At 46.9% G+C, this 18,271-nt stretch carries 12 protein-coding genes and 1 tRNA gene; 7 read left to right on the plus strand and 6 right to left on the minus strand.

Features of this window, described 5'->3' with window-relative positions:
* Positions 1-270 precede the first annotated feature (270 nt).
* Positions 271-873, plus strand: coding sequence for a hypothetical protein (locus tag SIB68_RS04465; RefSeq protein WP_063399280.1), 603 nt, complete (start codon positions 271-273; stop codon positions 871-873).
* A 746-nt stretch (positions 874-1,619) separates the two neighbouring features.
* On the opposite strand, the gene SIB68_RS04470 is transcribed toward SIB68_RS04465, so the two are convergent.
* Entirely contained in the window at positions 1,620-2,882 is a 1,263-nt protein-coding gene (locus SIB68_RS04470) for an MFS transporter (protein WP_063399279.1), read from the minus strand.
* Positions 2,883-4,079: 1,197 nt separating this feature from the next.
* Here SIB68_RS04470 and SIB68_RS04475 point away from each other — a divergent pair.
* Positions 4,080-4,358, plus strand: coding sequence for a hypothetical protein (locus tag SIB68_RS04475; RefSeq protein ID WP_063395413.1), 279 nt, complete (start codon positions 4,080-4,082; stop codon positions 4,356-4,358).
* Positions 4,359-4,861: 503 nt separating this feature from the next.
* On the opposite strand, the gene SIB68_RS04480 is transcribed toward SIB68_RS04475, so the two are convergent.
* Complete coding sequence (locus tag SIB68_RS04480) at positions 4,862-5,914, minus strand: chlorophyll a/b binding light-harvesting protein (protein WP_011130418.1); 1,053 nt, start codon at positions 5,912-5,914, stop codon at positions 4,862-4,864.
* A 2,814-nt stretch (positions 5,915-8,728) separates the two neighbouring features.
* Positions 8,729-9,004 carry a hypothetical protein gene (locus SIB68_RS04485; RefSeq protein ID WP_328586775.1) on the minus strand — a complete coding sequence of 92 codons (276 nt, stop codon included), beginning with the start codon at positions 9,002-9,004 and terminating at the stop codon, positions 8,729-8,731.
* Positions 9,005-9,055: 51 nt separating this feature from the next.
* Between SIB68_RS04485 and SIB68_RS04490 the strand changes: the two genes are divergently transcribed.
* On the plus strand, positions 9,056-9,316 hold the full coding sequence (locus SIB68_RS04490) for a hypothetical protein (RefSeq protein ID WP_063399277.1): 261 nt from the start codon (positions 9,056-9,058) through the stop codon (positions 9,314-9,316).
* Between the two features lie 668 nt (positions 9,317-9,984).
* Here the strand turns inward: SIB68_RS04490 and SIB68_RS04495 are convergent.
* Together SIB68_RS04495 and SIB68_RS04500 are read right to left on the minus strand one after the other, a co-directional pair.
* A complete protein-coding gene (locus SIB68_RS04495) occupies positions 9,985-10,182 on the minus strand; it encodes a hypothetical protein (RefSeq protein WP_063399331.1) in 198 nt (65 codons plus the stop codon).
* 192 nt (positions 10,183-10,374) lie between these two features.
* Positions 10,375-10,446, minus strand: a tRNA-Lys gene (locus SIB68_RS04500).
* A gap of 224 nt (positions 10,447-10,670) precedes the next feature.
* On the opposite strand from SIB68_RS04500, the gene SIB68_RS04505 reads away from it, so the two are divergent.
* From SIB68_RS04505 to pepN, 4 genes are all read left to right on the plus strand, one after another.
* Positions 10,671-10,787 (plus strand): photosystem II protein Y, encoded by a 117-nt coding sequence (locus SIB68_RS04505; protein ID WP_011130420.1) that lies wholly within the window; start codon positions 10,671-10,673, stop codon positions 10,785-10,787.
* Positions 10,788-10,862: 75 nt separating this feature from the next.
* A complete protein-coding gene (trmFO, locus tag SIB68_RS04510; RefSeq protein ID WP_063399276.1) occupies positions 10,863-12,266 on the plus strand; it encodes an FADH(2)-oxidizing methylenetetrahydrofolate--tRNA-(uracil(54)-C(5))-methyltransferase TrmFO in 1,404 nt (467 codons plus the stop codon).
* 132 nt (positions 12,267-12,398) lie between these two features.
* Positions 12,399-13,961 carry a carotenoid isomerase gene (gene crtH, locus SIB68_RS04515; protein WP_063399275.1) on the plus strand — a complete coding sequence of 521 codons (1,563 nt, stop codon included), beginning with the start codon at positions 12,399-12,401 and terminating at the stop codon, positions 13,959-13,961.
* Positions 13,962-14,128: 167 nt separating this feature from the next.
* The gene (gene pepN / locus SIB68_RS04520; protein ID WP_063399274.1) at positions 14,129-16,747 is read left to right on the plus strand and encodes an aminopeptidase N; all 2,619 of its coding nucleotides are present in this window, start codon (positions 14,129-14,131) and stop codon (positions 16,745-16,747) included.
* Between the two features lie 8 nt (positions 16,748-16,755).
* Here the strand turns inward: pepN and SIB68_RS04525 are convergent, their stop codons facing one another.
* On the minus strand, positions 16,756-17,988 hold the full coding sequence (locus SIB68_RS04525; RefSeq protein ID WP_063399330.1) for a glycoside hydrolase family 10 protein: 1,233 nt from the start codon (positions 17,986-17,988) through the stop codon (positions 16,756-16,758).
* Between the last annotated feature and the right edge of the window lie 283 nt (positions 17,989-18,271).

Genomic DNA, 18,271 nt, shown 5'->3' on the forward strand with positions numbered 1-18,271 from the left:
GAGTCAGATTAGCGATGGTCCTACAGATCAACCACCTCAACCTGACTTGATCTGCACCAATTAAACAGACTAGAATAAACGTCAATTAGTTATGTGAATCGGTGAAGCAAGATCAAAAGGGTTTTCTGTTTTGACAAAAAAGCTTAGTGGCAATGAACTGACTCCGCTACTGATGTCTTACAATTGAAGAAATACAGGCTTTTCTCCTTAAGAGACAAATCGACGTTCAAAGCGACTTCTCACAAAGGATGAAATAAGCTAAAAGGAGGCATGACCAAAGAAACAACCCCGGACTTTTTTGAAGACAGAGGACGCCTGGCGATGGAGCTCCGTGATGCTTTGAAAAGCCTGCGCTCGTTATTTGTAGCGGCTGTCTCGCTTGTGATCACCATTGCAGGATGGAGGCCACGATCAGAAGCTTCTCAATCAACGACTAGCAAGGATGATCAGAACCCTCAAATGCAAGCAATTCCTGCCTCTTCATATCCAATCCTTACCTCTCGATCCACTCATGACTCACAGCCAATAGCTAACTCGCGAACAAAACTCAACTCAGATCTAATCCCTACCTCGCCAACGCGGTTTAACTGGAAGGCAATTGAGGCCTCCACAAAAATCACACAGCCAGAACGTCATAAAGTTAACAAACTAGGAATTGCCAAAGATCTCGCCTACACATTGATGGCAGCAATCAGCACGATCGCCCTAGTCGTTGGTGTCTCTAGGCTTGAGCCGATTGCTGAAGGGCTTGAGCCGATTGCGCGTTGGGCTAAGTCACAGAATGAATGTATTGAATCGACTTCCAATAATGATGGAATGAATAAAGCTGATCTTCCGATCAAAGTGATGAGTTGTAATGGTGGCCACGAATAAAGGTGAAATCAACTAACCTTACAAAATAAGCATTCCTCAATAGAACACCTAAAGCTACAATAGACTATTTACAGACTGATTAAGCACAGTAATACGCTGCACCCAAATCAAGACTCATGCCAAAGAAAGCCTAGGCCAGCCATTGTCATTAAATAATCATAAATTCAAGTTCTCGTCTTGAATTGATTTCACTAAAAAGCTTGATTGTCATATCTACAATAGAAGTAAAGCGGATGTTTATATAGAGATGGAAACTATAATTAAATTGATTTGAATCTCAGTATTTATTTCTACAATTAAATATTTCTATGGATTAGACACAAGTCAAAAAGGGGGAGTCAGAGCATCTCAATATTAATAAAAGCTAGCAATGAAAAGAGTATCATCTCTGCACGTCATGTGCGCATCCATCTCCCTCATACAAATCACTGTCGTAATATCCATTTCTAGTTCCAAAATAAAGCGTTATCAGTGCAAATGGCAAAGAAGCCCATAGAAGTACTGTTGACAAATCCATGGCGTAAACGAATGGCTGGTTCCTTATCAGAGAATATTAAACGAATCCGGCCAGTGTGGTCTAATACTTATAACGCAACAAATTGCGATTGAGGCCAGCCCTCCTTGCGCTTATTCTGTCAGCAATAGAACACAAACCAAACAATTTGCGGGAATCTCCCCAGGTTAATGATGGACTAGTAAATAACCTTGATTGGGGAATAGCGATACTTGATTTGTTTCTTCTAGGTTCAAGACAGGCATGAAAGTCTCGTCTCTCTAACCCAAAAGATACTTGTTAATAAAGTGATCGAAGCACTGCCCGCTACCCAGTAAGCAGGGCTAATTGGATTTCCACTTCCCTGAATTAACCAGGTCGCTATTAATGGTGTTGTACCACCAAAAATTCCCATAGAAGTGTTGTAGGCAAAGGCCAGTCCGGTACAGCGAACCACCTTAGGCATTAGCTCCACATTCGCGACATTTAATCCTCCCGAAAGAGTTGCGAGTGCAATCACAAATCCAAGCTGCCCTACGAAAATTCGTGAAGGATCAGTGGTGTGAATTAATTCAAACAGTGGAATCGAGCCAAACATCAACATGCCACCCCCAGCGAGCAACAAGGGCTTGCGTCCAATACGGTCTGAAAGCCAAGCTGTTAATGGATAAAGTAGTAAAAGTATTGCCATAGAAACTGTATTTATATTCAAAGCTATGCGTTCAGAAACCATATCTATTTCTTTTATATAACTCACAACATACACAAAAGCTGCATAGAAGCCAACACCGCCACCAATATTAAGCAAGAATAAGCGTAATACCTGCATACGGTATTTTCCAAAAACCTGTTGAACTGGGTCTATGACCTCTTCAGTAGATACATCGCTAACAAGGCCACGACGAATTAAAAGTCCTATTAATGCGACAAGAGAACCAAGAGCAAAAGGCACTCTCCAACCCCAGAGGTCTAGCTGTTGATGATCAAGAATATTCGCAAGAAAACTGGCGACTGCTGAAGCCAACAGAATTCCTAATACTGCACCCCATAGCCCCCAAATAGCAAAGAAGCCTCGTCGTTGATCAGGGGCATTCTCAACGAGATAGACAATCGATGTTGTGTACTCGCCGCCGACTGATAATCCTTGAATGATACGCAACAAAACAACTATGATCGGGGCGGCTATGCCAATCCTGCTGTAGTTAGGCATACAGGCCATTAGCACTGTTGGAATAGCCATAGCCAGTAAGGTAAGGATAAGCGCCTGTTTTCGTCCCAGTAAATCAGCAATACGTCCAAACAAAAGCCCTCCGAAAGGGCGAACTAGAAAGCCGACAGCAAACGCTCCGAAAGCAGCAATTAGAGAGACTGAAGGATTGCTAGAGGGAAAGAACTGTTGCCCAATAACGCTGGCAAAGTATCCATACAAAGCGAAGTCATACCATTCGATCACGTTTCCAACGAGACCCGCAAGTATCACACGTATGTTTGATGTCTCTTGGGCCTTTACGATCATGCCAAAGAACCAAAGTAATGCTGTCTCAAGGTGAATCTCTAATCATTATTTTGCAAGTGATTCTGATCTAAGACTGATTCATAAATGGTGCAATTGAGAGTCAAAAGACAGCAAAGGTGATTCCCATACGTCGCTAAAAAAATCGTTCAATGTGCTCTTCGTATCCTACTTAAACTTATCCACAAGCGCTGAGGTCTCTTAACTCTGTGTTCAAATCATAATTCAATCATTGATGACAACCAAACCTCTAAAAAGGCAAAGGCCTAAAATTGATCACAAAATGTTATTCTTGAGGAATTAATGTTCATTTCCGTTGACCCAATCAAAGGAATGAAGTAATTTCCAGACACTAAATCCTGAAAGGAATGTATTGCTATATATTGAGATAGTGTTGATTCGTAAACTGCTTGAGATTGTTCTGTCTCTAACTTTCAGAACAGTTCTTTGTGCTCATGATGCAGTAAAGCTATAAGAGCTTTTTCTACATCGCGAGAGAATCAAATTTTCTCAACTTGTCAGAATGAATTGAGGAGTTCCATTTCAATGGATGTGTTCCAAGAAACCTTAGAAGAATAAAAAAAGTCGGGTAGAGAAAGGCTCTACCCGATAACCAATTTATGTTCAGGCGTCTGCTGGATCGTTAACGGCCAACCAGAAGAAGAAAGCAAAACCAAGAATGCCAAGGACTCCAAGGATCGCAGCTGAAGGAATCATTTGAATTAGAATGCAAAGCCGGTTAATTATACACTATAAAATCCAACCCTAAGCAGCATTTCTACCATATTTTGAAATCTGTTTGGTTCCATAAGCCCTAAACGCTTAAGTCATTAGGTGAGATGCGCATAATCGATTGGTTGCAAGTAATGAGGCAGGAAGCCTTCTCGGTCAATCTAAAAAAATAATCCACAAATGAACCCTGCCTGGCTAGCTCATTCTCTGTCAAAAGTCCCCATCGAAAAAAAAATGCGCTCACAGAGCTGCGATCAAAAAACAATCCAAATCATCTTGAAAAGCACATGCAAAGGCATTGCTTGTAAACAGCGCCTCACCAAGCTGCTATCAAGATTATTCTGATAAATTTAGGCCTGCAGATGGGGCGTCACAAGCAATGAAGAGTAACTTCAACTTTGCAATCAGATAATTCTAATTCGCCCAAGAAATGCTAGAACTATATGGTCTTCGCTCAACCCTGGAATTATGGGACGAAAAATAGGTGATCCAATTGACCCACTCGACGGTGCTCCCAAGTGGATGCAGCGGTGGCTGGCTCCACCTATTATTTGGTGGCGTGGTGTAGAGGATCAACAAGTTGGTGCCATTCATGCACTTTTACTTGGTGGGCCTGCTTTATTTGTAATGGTCCTTTGGTTCTTTGGCGTAAATGCTGATCCCAATGGCATTGGATCCGTTGCAAGTTGCCCGGCAGAATGGAAATGTCTAGGCCTAGGCTGGCTTTTAAATTTCAGTGGTGCCTAATAGCAAGAGAATCCACGACAAGTCCTAATGAATTTAGGATTCAAATAGGTTCAATTAAACCCTGCACTTATGTGCAGGGTTTTTCTTTTGCAAAAATATCAAGCCATCTATCCACAAAAGCTACGCCCCCACCAAGAAGAAGGAGTCAGATGGGTTAGTGGGTTTAAGCCATAACCAAAAAAGCCATAATCTACAAAACCAAAATAGTCCAACCCTATTCGTGAGAAATAAGACTGGAGGCTTTTTAAAATGATGAGATTTTTAGATGTGTTCTGTTTAGCTTGAGAGTTATACATTCATAAAATCAGGACCAGCAAAACCATCCCAAGTATTTGTTTGAGGCCCGTTTAGCCCTGAACTTCATAGATAGCAGGATTGAGCTTAGAAAAATCTGTAAAAACCTAAAAGGGAATATTCAATTAATGGACAAGTCAGACTATTCCTAAGCAAAAAAAAAGCCCTGCACATGAGTGCAGGGCTTAATTTAATTACTGGAGAACCAATCAGTTCAGAGTAATTGTTGCGCTGTCGGCATTGCCGATAGCATTGGAAACTCTCTTGAAATCAAATCCAAGAGCTCTGAGGGCATGCCACAGATGACCTTGGATATAGAAGAATCCCAAGTAGTAGTGAATGTTGGTCAACCAAGCACGTGATGTGTAGGTTCCTTCAGGAAGATTTGCAGTGTCAACCCAATAAGGAGAGATACTGAATTTGAGATCTAGAACTTCACCGAAGAATGTATCTGGATAAATGGTTGTGTTAGAAGCACACCAGAAGGCAGCAACTAAAGCCATCCAACCTACACCTGCAAGGGCCCATGAGAGCTGAGCTTCAGCACTAAGGATTCCTTTGCCTTTAAATGTGGTGTACTCACCAGCTTGCTTGGTAACAATGTGCCAAAGGCCACCAGACATCATGAACAATGCAAGGAAGGCATGGCCGCCCATTACATCTTCAAGGCTATTAATAGCTAGGAAATTGAACTGAGCATTCCATACCATGCCAATGTTCAGGTTTGGTACGACAGTTCGTACTACCCCTTCTGCATTGTCATACAGGCCGTAATACTTAGCCCATTCAACAAATTGAACGTTGCCGAGGCCTAATAGGAATAGGTGATGACCAAGAATAAAGGTCAACTTGTCTGGATCATCCCACTTAAAGTCAAACTTTCTAGCCCACTTAACTCCCATTTCGCCAATGTCTCCATTGAATAGGAGGGAGTGCATAAGTCCGCCAGCTGCATAAACCATGGATAGAACCAGGTGCAGGACTGCCGTCACAACAATTGGGTAAGTATCAGTTATGACACCACCATCACCGACGCCTATTCCCAGAGTTGCCAGATGAGGGAGGGCAACCAGAGGCTGATGCCCCATGGGTACTGAGGGGTCATAACGGGAAAGTTCAAATAAGGTGAACGATCCTGCCCAGAAGGCCATCAAACCTGTGTGGGCAATATGCGCTGCCAGGAATTTTCCTGATCGATTTGTAGTTCCAGCATTTCCTGCCCACCACCCATAGGTGGGGTTAGGATTTCCATAAGTTTGCACGAGAACGGAGCAAGAGAAACGCCAGCAGCATTATGAACCTTTACTAAGGGATTCACCTAGAACCTGTAACAAGACTCCACTTGAGCAGCAAATTAGTGCTAATTACCTAGGTGTTTATGCTAAAAAAATCGATTTTTTAGGCACAATTACCTACTGTCGATCAATTTACTGGCACACTCTGTCGCCAATTAGAGGCAGGCCCTGCTAATAGGAGCATGTCTCACAATCCACTCAGAAGGCCTGCCATGGTTCAGGCAAGATGAAGTCATTAGGGATTAGGCCTTGCAGGTCAAGAAAATAAGAAGCGTGTTTTGCTCGAGATTCAGTTCAACCATTTCCAGAGGTGCTAAACACTCGCTGGAAATCGATTCCCCAATCGTTTGAGAATCAGCTTTTGTCATTTGTCACTCTCTATGGGTGTCTTAACAACGCTATAAAGAAGCATCTGATCTGATTTCGAGAAAATCCACTAGTAGCACTTTAATAATCTGTTGAAAACAGCCAAGCTAATGAGCCTCACATAGTTCATGACGGATCTTTAGCTAAATAAGGGTAAAAACAATTCATCAGCTTTCAGCTCATCAAGGCCCCACTTCAGATTCTGAGATGGACAATTCGAGCTCATTAGCAAAGATCAAGATAACATTGACCCTGCCATAATGACTTACTAGTAAGAGAACTCAACTTACGAAGTTGTCTGCATAGTTGTGAAGGAGTAACTCTCTTGGATAGCAAGGGGAAAGCCAGAGGGATTCATTCAGTTCCTTTGCTTGGATGTTTCTTATAAAAAGAATCAAGTCAATAAACATGACAAGAAAACCAATTTCGTCTCTATTGTAATCCAGGGCTTTCACGAGACAAGGAATAGAAAAAGTGTATAGCTCATTAATTCTCAACAATCAACTTTTTTCACCAATTAAGGTTATTTTTTACCTTTGGTGAGGAGGGTTATCAATGCGCCAAACAACCAACTTGAAGTAAGGATAGCAAGCACCACTGCGGCAATAGTAAGGTTGCTTGGACCACCAGCTTCGTTCAATAAGTGCATTTCATTTCAGCTCCGATCGATTTCGAATGGCTTTGCTCAACATCAAAGCAATAAACGGAATGTGAATTGCATACTTCTGCAATTTGATCCTCTCCTCCAGACTTACTACTTCCCCAGAGGCTAAGCGATCAATGATTTCCTTGACTCGATTAAGGGTAACTGTAGTAAGCGAGCGAACAGCCATTGCTTTAATGAGGTGTGCACCACTACACAAATCTCGCCAAAAATCCAGTAAATTGCAACCAAGTCTCAACAAAAAGATGGGCTCGTAAGCACCAAGAATCCCTTACGGCCTAGCAATAAATCACGGGATTATATCCGCAGCATCTTGAAACTACCCATACACGATGCTGATAAGATCAATTTGAGCAGGCTCCTCAGAGATCCCTCAACGTAAGCGAATCCTGCTCAACAGCCCAAACCGCAATTAGGCCAAGGATCAGCCCTACTCCTTTGCGGTACAAGAGCACAGTTCCTCAGGACAAAGATTCACGAATGCATTGTCCGAATTGCTCCCACTGAAGGTCGGTCATGTTGTCGGTGCCAAATGGGATGCCAATTTGCTTTGAACAAACAACTCTGCGCGACTCTGCTTTAGCGTTCATCTGTTGGGGATATTGGTCCTGAATGCATATTCCCATGACAATTAAAAGACATGTGACGGCGAGCTGTGATTTCATCTTTTGGATAGCGTGAGGGCTCTATGCCCGTTGTCTACCAGCCTGATTTCATTAAATAGAAGAAGCCTTGAGGCCTCTCACTCATCTTCGTGATCTTGCTCACATGATGGGTTGAACAAGAAGAATGCAAGGTCTCCACTTTGATAGATCTTTTGAAGACCCCTTCTCAAGGCAAATTATTAGCTTCAAAAGCTTGACTCTTTGAGCCTGATTAGAACACCAAAAACCCCATGTGAAAGTAATTTACTGTTAGGGGAATTCGTAAACCTTTGAGGCATTACTACGAAGACTTTGGATCTCTAGAAATCAAGCGCATCATTCTTCTACCACTCCGCCTTAAAATTATTTTTAACTATACCCTGCAATTGATCTTGCATGGATTGGCAAAATCCGTAGAGAAACTACTCGCGGAGCAAAAGGTTTGAGTATCTCTCTCGAAATTATTTTCAGGGAGTTCCATTGATCTAATCAGTCTCAATGATCAATTAAACAACACAACGGAAGCACCTATCGCCAAGATCCTTTTGGACTAAAGAACCAAAGCTATCGGGAGCGAAGCATCAACACAGTGTTTGATTAGTGATTCTTCAAACTAGAGATGGATACACCAATTTCCATAAGCTTGGATGCATCACAAAACCAGGGGATAATAGAGCAGTAGTGGTTCTGCAATCTGCAGAAATGGCGCCTACAAGAGCTTGATAGCTTTTAAATTTCAGGCTATTCCAGTTGGCAAGTAATCCTCTTAGTACCACCCTTATACGGTTCTTGTTAATGCATGCATCACTCCTCATACAGGACACAAATCTGGGTTCAACCCCCTAGCGCTTCTGATTTGCTTTCAGCATCAGATTTTTCCTTGCTTGACAATGACTACAGAAAACCCAACCCCATAGACTGGACTAATGCCCAACAAGCACTTGGAACCATTGGATCAGCTTGGGGCATCATTCTCACAGCAAAGAGATACAAGTAAAGCTCAACCAATCAATCAGATCCATCGAAGTGGATCCAGACTCACAGCTGAGCACATTTCCGAATAACTCATGCCTACAACAGTGAGGATTGACAAAAAACAGCTCTAAGTCATTTAGCTGACTCTTTCGACTTCGATTTTTTAGCCGACTTGCTTTCTAACAGTTCGAGTAGAGCTTCCAACTGGGCAATAGCAGCTCGAATATCTCCAGGCTCAGGGAGCACTGTTTCTTCAAGCACCCCTACATGCATGACCCGCAAGGCCTTGCGGAAGCCCTGAAGCTTGGCCTTAACCTCTTCACGTTTCTCACTCGCTGTAGAAATCGAGAAACTCTTTTTCGAAAAGACCTCAGCACTTTGTCGGAAAGTGTGTCGACTAACACTCATGAGCACAAATACGCAACAGAGTGGATTTGTCCACCAGAACCGAGAACTGGATTGAAAAACGAGCTACTTAATGGGTCTGTAAAAGGCGAAAGAAGCTATTCCCTGGGCTATGACGTTGAAATAGCCATTGACCCCGACAAGCCAATCAAAGAAGAAGTGGCAAGAACCTTCGAAGAGGCGACGCAACTCAAGCCAGTCCTAATCGAAAATCCACTCGTAGCAATCGACGCATCAAGCTGGAGCTGGGTCGTCGAAGACGACGAAGACAGTGACGAATTCCTAGTGGTCTTCAAGAAAGTCGCTCAGGAGTGACAAGGCACGCAAGAGTTTTGCAATCTGACCACAACAAGCTCAACAAAACCACCATCACAGCGTTCAAACGCAAAAGGGCCAAAGCTTTTTGGCCCTAGCCCCTTGGTGTGATTGAGATAGGTCGTCTGCGATTCGAACGCAGGGCCAGCCGGTTTAAAAAGCCGGATGAAAACCCTGAGATGCGCTGCTAAAACAAAGCAGTATTACAAAACTTACGCGTCCATTTCCACGAATGCGATCCCCTCCCCATCAACCAAAGGGGTTTATCCAGTTGCCTTAGCATTCCGAAGCTACTTGAGCTAGGTATTTGAACCTATTAAAAGTTTGGGCTTGGGATATGGCACTCAAGCCGGGGGGCTAAAGACCAGATTGGATATGAGCAAGATCCGAGAACTGGATTGACAAACAAATCAAGGATGATCGAAAGAAATCAAATCACTCAACGCCCAGAACTATGACGTTGCAATAGCCATTGGCCCCGACACGCCAGTCAAAGCAGAAGTGGCAAGAGTCTTCAAAGTGGCGACCCAACTGAACCAGTCCTCATCGAAAATCCACGAGTAGCTCTCGACACATACAGCTGGAGCTAGGTCATCAAAGATGACGAAGACAGTGGCGAATTCCTAGTGGTCTTTAAAAATCCTCTAAGGGATGTCAGGTCATGAGTTTTACTTCTTCGACTTCTTCGCTGACTTGGGTTCAAGTACTTCAAGCAGCTCTTCCAATTTGGCCATTGAGGCACGCACCTCGCCGGGTTCGGGCATCGTGCTTTCCTCCATCACTTTCGAATGGATCTCCCGCAATTCCTTGCGCAGAATTTGGAGCTTGCTTTTGATGTCCTCACGTTTTTCAGCGGCTGTCGCCATTGTTCCTTTTGATAAAACTTTGCCCCTCAAAATAAGGGTTGATTCTTCCCATCCGCGCCTAAGTCCATGTCGCAATGCGCGACATGAGCCGATTCCCAACGAAGCCATCCGAAGTCTTTGATGGCTCTTCAGGGCAAGAAAAAAGCCAGTGACTTCAAGGGCTTTCCCTGAGATCCACTGGCCTGACTGAAGTGGGTCGCCTGCGATTCGAACGCAGGACCAGTCGGTTAAAAGCCGAATGCTCTACCGCTGAGCTAGCGACCCGTCTTTTGGCATGCCATTCAGGCACGCATGAAAATTATCATGCGGCCTATCGAGCAAAAAGGACACCTTGGCAAAGGATCCATGCATCCACCGCATCAACTGAAGATTAAGGACCTAAAGTGATTGATGAAAATTCGATCAGCTGCTGAGGCCAAGCATGCTTGGCCTTATGTAAGTCCGTAGAATCGGTTCTCTGCAAAATCCACTAAGCGATCAGCCCCCTCATGATTCTCATCGTTCTCCTCCCTATTTTACTTGCCGCCACCTGGGCCTTTATCAACATCCGCGGTGCTGCTTTAAAGCAACAGGGCTTAGGGCTTGTCAGCAAAAACAAAGGCTAAAAATCCGCAATGGCCATCCCCAAATGGCCACTGCCTAAGCTCGAGTTCAGGCCAAATGCCGAATGACCTGAACTCTTGAGTTCCCTCCCTACTGTGCTTGTCATAGGAGCCGGCCTGGCTGGTTCAGAAGCTGCTTGGCAAATAGCACAAGCAGGCGTGCCTGTCAGGCTGATAGAGATGCGGCCGGTCAAGCACTCACCAGCTCACTACAGCAGTGAATGTGCAGAGCTGGTCTGCAGTAATAGCTTTGGTGCTCTGAGTAGCGATCGAGCGGCCGGCCTACTCAAGGAAGAGCTGCGCCGGCTGGGCTCAATCGTGATCCGCACAGCCGACAGCCACGCCGTACCTGCTGGTGGTGCACTAGCTGTCAATAGGGCTTCTTTTAGTGCATCCCTTACCAAAGAACTCTCTGCCCATCCACGCATCACGATCGAGCGCCAAGAGCAGGAACACCTTCCAGATGAAGGACAAATCACTGTTCTGGCAACGGGTCCTCTGACCAGTGAATTGCTTGCAGAAAACCTACGCACCTTCACCGGCCGTAGCGAATGCCACTTCTTTGATGCCGCCAGTCCAATTATCGAAGGCGAAAGTATCGATCTCACACTGGCATTTCGAGCAAGCCGCTACGACAAAGGTGACGCTGACTACATGAATTGCCCGATGGACAAAGGGCAATACCTTGCCTTTCGGGAGGCACTGCTCAATGCTGAGCAAGCCGAACTCAAAGAGTTCGATAAGGAATCTGCCAAGTTTTTCGAGGGCTGCCTACCAATCGAAGAGCTTGCTCGTCGCGGCGAAGACACAATGCGCTACGGCCCACTCAAACCAATCGGACTCTGGGATCCCCGCTGGGGCGATCTCAATGATCGAGACGTGCGTCGCTCCAAGCGGGCTTATGCAGTTGTGCAACTGCGCAAAGAAGATCACGAGGGTCGTCTCTGGAATCTGGTGGGCTTTCAGACCAATCTCAAATGGAGCGAACAAAAGCGAGTCCTAAAAATGATTCCAGGGCTGAACCAGGCTGAATTCGTGCGTTTTGGGGTCATGCACCGCAATACCTTTCTCGAAGCCCCGCAGCTACTTGAACCAACCCTGCAATTCAGCAAACGATCCAACCTCCTCGCTGCTGGACAGATCACCGGCACAGAGGGTTATACCGCTGCAGTAGCTGGAGGCTGGCTTGCTGGAAACAATGCAGCGAGATTGGCAATGGGCCTCAACACCATTACGCTTCCTTCCACAACAATGATCGGTGCCCTTACACACTTTGTGAGCGACAGCGACTGCTTTAGGGGCCGCAAAGGTGAGTTCCAGCCGATGCCCGCAAATTTCGGCCTTCTGCCAGAACTTGCAGAGCGAATCCACGCTAAACGCGCACGCTACGGTGCCTACCGGGATAGGGCACTCACGATGCTTGAGGAAGCCCAGCAAGAATGGGGCACGAGTAAGGCCCCTGTCCAGATAGGGAGTTCATAATCGTCTCGAGCAGGGCAAGCATCAAACTGATTCTTTAATCTCTCCAGCAAAGCTGCCGCAAACTTCACAGTCAGAGTTGACGGGTTCAGAGTTGCATGCAAGCCCTTAGCGTCAAGCTGTTGAGACCATGCCATGGAACCTATCCGCATCGAAAAAGACGCAACACAGCCTTGGGATGCTGTGGTTATCGGTTCCGGCATCGGCGGCCTGGTCACCGCCAGTCAGCTAGCTGTCAAAGGTGCCAAGGTTCTTGTTCTGGAGAGCTACACAATCCCAGGTGGTAGTAGCGGCTCATTCCAGCGAGAGGGCTACACCTTTGATGTAGGTGCATCAATGATCTTCGGGTTCGGAGAAAAGGGATACACCAACCTGCTCACCCGAGCCTTGGCCGATGTGGGGGAGCACTGTGACACCCTGCCTGACCCCGCCCAACTCGCCTACCACCTTCCTGGAGGATTAGAGCTCGCAGTTGATCGGAAATACGAGCAGTTCATTGCTGATCTCACCGCACGCTTCCCCCACGAAGCGAAGGGGATCCGTCACTTTTACGACATCTGTTGGCAAGTGTTCAACTGCCTGGATGCAATGCCACTGCTATCGATCGAGGATCCCACTTATCTGGCCAAAGTTTTTTTCAAGTCCCCCCTGGCCTGTCTCGGTCTTGCGCGCTGGTTGCCCGTCAACGTGGGTGATGTAGCCAGGCGTCACATCAAAGACCCAGAACTGTTGCGGTTCATCGACATTGAATGCTTCTGCTGGTCAGTGATGCCTGCCGACCGCACACCGATGATCAATGCTGGCATGGTGTTTTCAGATCGCCATGCCGGTGGCATCAACTACCCCAAAGGAGGCGTTGGTGTGATAGCCCAAAAGCTCGTCAAAGGCATGCAACGTCATGGTGGTGAGATCCGCTACAAGGCACGGGTCACACGAGTGGTGCTAAAAGATAACCGTGCTGTTGGTGTACAGCTAGCAAATGGAGAAATCATCCACGCCCGCAGGGTGATATCCAACGCCACTCGCTGGGACACCTTCAGCGGTGAGGGGTCCAAACAGGCCCTGGTGGATGCAGAACACACACCCGCAGCGGAGCAGACCTGGCGACGCCGCTATGTGCCATCGCCATCCTTCCTCTCTCTTCACCTTGGAGTCCGTAACGAGGCCATTCCAGCCAACAGCCACTGCCACCATCTGCTCCTAGAAAGCTGGGATGAAATGGAGAGTGAACAGGGTGTCGCATTCGTCTCTATGCCGACTCTCCTGGATCCATCCCTGGCGCCAGAGGGGCATCACATCGTCCACGCCTTCACACCATCCTCAATGCAGGCATGGCAAGACCTAAGCCCTGCGACCTACAACAGCAAAAAGCAAGCTGATGCTGATCGTCTCATCAGGAAACTCGAAAAAATCCTGCCTGGCCTAAGTCAAGCCATCGTTCACCGAGAGGTGGGCACTCCTCGTAGCCATCGACGTTTCCTAGGACGATTTCAGGGTAGCTATGGGCCAATCCCCTCAAGTCGTTTACCTGGCCTTCTCACCATGCCCTTTAACCGCACTGGACTCAAAGGGCTTTATTGCGTCGGCGACTCTTGTTTCCCTGGCCAAGGCCTAAATGCAGTTGCTTTTAGTGGCTTTGCCTGCTCCCATCTCATCGGTGCCGATTTAGGGATCAACCCCTGGGCCCTGCCCAATTGAGCCATCTTCTAGATCTTCATAGAAGACAATCGCTACCCGAACGAACTTGAAGTACAAGGCAGCAGCAGAAATTGTTCCGCGGTATTGCTAGCACATCTCAATTGATGTCATCAGGAAATTAGCGAGGAAGCTCAAGCTCAAAAATCTCTACAAACAATCACTCCCCCATGACAACAGCAACCACCCGATTAGCAGATTACAGGCCATATCCCTTCCAGATTCCTAATATTGAACTGGATGTTGTTATCGAAGAACAGCACATCGCGATCTCCAGCTCCATGCAGATCGAGCCTGCCTTGACAACCAAAGTTCCTTTAGTCCTTCAGGGGTTAAACCTGGAGTTGGACTCCATTGTTATAAACGGCAGTTCTGTACCAACGGATGCCTACAGCCTATCTAGCAGTGAGTTAGTTCTCCATCAGCCACCAATTCATCCTTTTAAGTTGAAGATTATCTGCCGAATTGATCCCTTCAGCAACACCTCACTAGAAGGGCTTTATGCCAGCGAGAGCATGATCACAAGCCAATGTGAGGCAGAAGGCTTCCGTCGCATCTGCTTCCATCCTGATCGTCCTGATGTTCTCAGTCGCTATCGAGTACGAATTGAGGCGGATCGGACGCGTTATCCAGTGTTGCTCTCGAACGGAAATCTTGTGAGCAAAGGGTCTTTAGCTAAAGATCCAATGCGACATGAGGCAATTTGGGACGATCCCTATCCCAAGCCTGCCTATCTCTTTGCTTTGGTTGCAGGGGCACTTCAGGAAGTTCAGGCTCATTTCAAAACCACATCTGGACGCTCAGTTCTATTGCGTTTGCATGTTGAAAACGGAGATGAGCCCTACACCTCTCACGCCTTGGAGTCTCTGAAAAAAGCTATGGCCTGGGATGAAAAGGTCTATGGACTGGAGTACGACCTGGATGAATACAACATTGTGGCAGTGCGTCACTTCAACATGGGTGCAATGGAGAATAAGAGCTTAAATATATTCAACTCAAAACTTGTATTGGCTGATTCCGAATGTGCAACCGATGGTGAACTTGAACGAATCGAAAGTGTTGTTGCTCATGAATATTTTCACAACTGGACTGGCAACCGTATCACCTGCAGGGACTGGTTTCAGCTCTCCCTAAAAGAAGGTCTCACTGTATTTCGGGATCAGAGCTTCACAGCGGATCTGCATTCAAAAGCAGTGAAACGCATCGAGGATGTCTCAATGCTGCGAAACACCCAATTTCGCGAAGATTCAGGCCCTACATCTCATCCAGTTAAACCTAGTGAGTACAAGGCAATTGATAACTTCTACACCACAACTATTTATGAAAAAGGTGCAGAGTTAATCCGCATGCTTCACACCCTGCTTGGGCAGCAACGCTTCATGGCAGGAATGGCGTTATATGTGCAGCGTTTTGATGGCACTGCTGCCACCACAGAAGATTTTATCCACTCCATTGCTGAAGGAGCCTGCGCAAATGGGGAACAACTTGGGTTTGATCTTGATCAATTTCAGCGTTGGTATCACCAAAGCGGAACTCCTCAAGTCTGCGTCAAACGCCACTGGGATTCTCAAGTCGGAACACTCACACTTGAGGTCAGCCAATTCACACCACCAACGCCTGGTCAACCCTCAAAAGCACCTCTAGTCATTCCGATGGCCCTCGCCGTGATCAGCCCAAATGGACGCATCGGCGAAGAGAAACTGGTTGTGTTGGACCAAGACACGCAGAGCGTCTCACTAAGGGATCTACCAAGGCAAGCAAAGCCTCCAGCTCTATCGATATTTCGTCGTTTTTCAGCTCCGATCACGTTGCAGATGGACGTCTCAGTCGACGAATCGTTGCAGCTACTTGCTCTGGATGACGATCCCGTTGCTCGATGGGAAGCAGGCCAGAGATTATGGAGAAAGATCCTTTTAGCAAGGGCTCGCAAGCAAGCTGACAAGCCACTTGAAGAACGTTTAGCTCTAGCGCTAAATCAACTGATCACCAGTGGAGGGGAGAGTGATCCCTCTTTTCTGGCGATGTTATTTGGCATGCCAGGAATAGCTGAACTGGAGGCCGCCCAGGATGTCGCCGATCCATTGATGCTCTATCAGGTCTATCAATCACTCAAGTCATGGTTGGGAGTCAAGCTTTCAGATCCGCTCCAGAATCTGCTTGAACGTAGTCGATTGAATTGGGGGGCTCAATGGCCAGCTGGACAAGGTGAACGCATGCTCACAGGACTGACCTGGAGCTGGTTAGCGGCTGCTGGTGATTGCGAAGTTCGCAAGGAAGCAGTTGAAGCAGTCAACGGACCCTCGATGTCTTTGGCTCGAGCGGCCCTTCGGGCACTACAACCCGTTGAATGTCCTGAGAGAGACGAAGCTCTCAAAAGCTTTTACGAGCGCTGGCAAGATCGACCAGTGATCCTAGATACCTGGTTTGCTCTGGAGGCATCCACTCCACGGTCAGATGGGCTTGAACGAATCAAACAGTTACTAAATCATCCCCGCTTTGACCCAATGGCACCCAACGCGATAAGGGCTGTCCTTGGTGGGCTCGCTTCAAATCCACCTGTATTTCACGCTATTGATGGAAGTGGTTACAACTTCATGGCTGAACAGCTCATCGCCATTGATCAACGGAACCCAATCACTGCTTCACGCATGGTGAAAGTGTTCAGTCGTTGGCAAACTTATGCTCCCTCAAGGAAAGAGGCGATGCACCGGGCCATCGATCAACTGGCCAGTGCAGAGCTTTCTGCAAACACCAGAGAAGTGGTCACACTCATGCAGCCAAAACACTAGAAGTAAGCCTAGTTTTTCTTCTCATGCAATTGCTTGAACTGCCTGAGGCGCTGAATTCCACCCTCTATCCCAGCGTGCTGTCCCCAGAGCCCCTCCCAATAAAAATAAATCACTCCATGGCCGCGCGAAGCTGCCATTCGAACCTTTTCAGCCAAAATCGGCATGGGCGTGGTGCGTTTGCCGAATCCTGCCAGCACACCAATATGCACAGGGACACCCAATTGAGGTGCTTTGCGTAAGGCCGGCTGGTCGAGATCCTTCGCAAATCCCTTGAGCGAGTAGGCGTAGTTCTGCACAACCAACTCGTCTATCAATTTGCCTACAGTCCAAAGCTCCCAGTCTTGAAGCCAGTTGTTGTAAGCAAACCTGAAAGGCCCAGGGGCAAGGCTGATGTTGACAGGTAGCTTTTCCTTCTCCAATGCTTGCCTCAGTTCTCTAAGCAAACCGGTGAGCTTCCGTCTTCTCCATTGCATCCAAAAGCGGTCGCTGTAGTCCCGGGGCGGAGAGGAGCCGGTTTCTTGTTGATAAAGAGCCACGGTGTAAGGGTCATAACCAAGCTGCACCGGCCAAGCAAAATGATCATCAAGCTGAACACCATCCATCTTGCAGCGCTTCATGACCTCAATTACTACGCCAATGAATCGCGCACGAACCTCCGGATGGGCTGGATTAAGCCAAACCCGCTGGTGATTCCCATGCATCTTCACAACTGGGTTGCCATCAGCTCTGGCAAGAACCCAGTCGGGATGAAGCTTAACCACCTCTGCGTCATCAGGCTCCATCAGCCCGTATTCAAACCATGGCACCACCTTCATGCCGCGGGCATGACCTTCTCTACTCAGGGTGCAAATAGGGTCTAGAGCCAAGCCTGCTTTCTGAAGGGGCCCTTCTACAGGGGCATAGTTGCTGCGATGGAAGGTAGACCCCCGACTCCAAACATTGAGATAGAGCGCCGTGAAGCCTGCGCTATAGAGATCTTTCACCGCCTTATGCATCAAGTTACGTCTGTAATAAAGAGGGCTCGGACTATTGGTCATCCAAACACCAACAATCGGCAACTGATCACTTAAATGACGCAAGCTTGATTGGGCCACTGATGGGGAAGTTGATGCCTGCGCTGAAATTACGCATGGTTGAGAAGTCATCAACAACACAACCACTAACACTCTCAAGTAGGGATAGCGCCACCAAAAGCTGAGTGATGGCATCGTGTTATCAGGGCATGGCATATTTCTTGGCATGACGCGAGATTCAACCAAAAACAGGATTTAAGCAAAGCGTGGAGAAGGGTTGAAGTTGTAGAAAGATATCTAGTCCTGAAAGATGAGCATAAATAGCCTGCTTGCTAGCAAAGAAGCAAAAGAGATGAAAGAACGAAACCAATCGCACGTAATCGTTATTGAGCCCCTACATATCCTTGCTAACACTCAGACCAACGGACAATCCCAAAGGCATTGATCGCAGCAAGTGTTTTTGTCTGGCCTATGGGCAAAGGTCTATCTGAAGACCACGGTCAAACTTAGT

The organism is Prochlorococcus sp. MIT 1323 (assembly GCF_047304905.1).
In the GTDB taxonomy this organism is placed as follows: Bacteria; Cyanobacteriota; Cyanobacteriia; order PCC-6307; family Cyanobiaceae; genus Prochlorococcus; species Prochlorococcus marinus_D.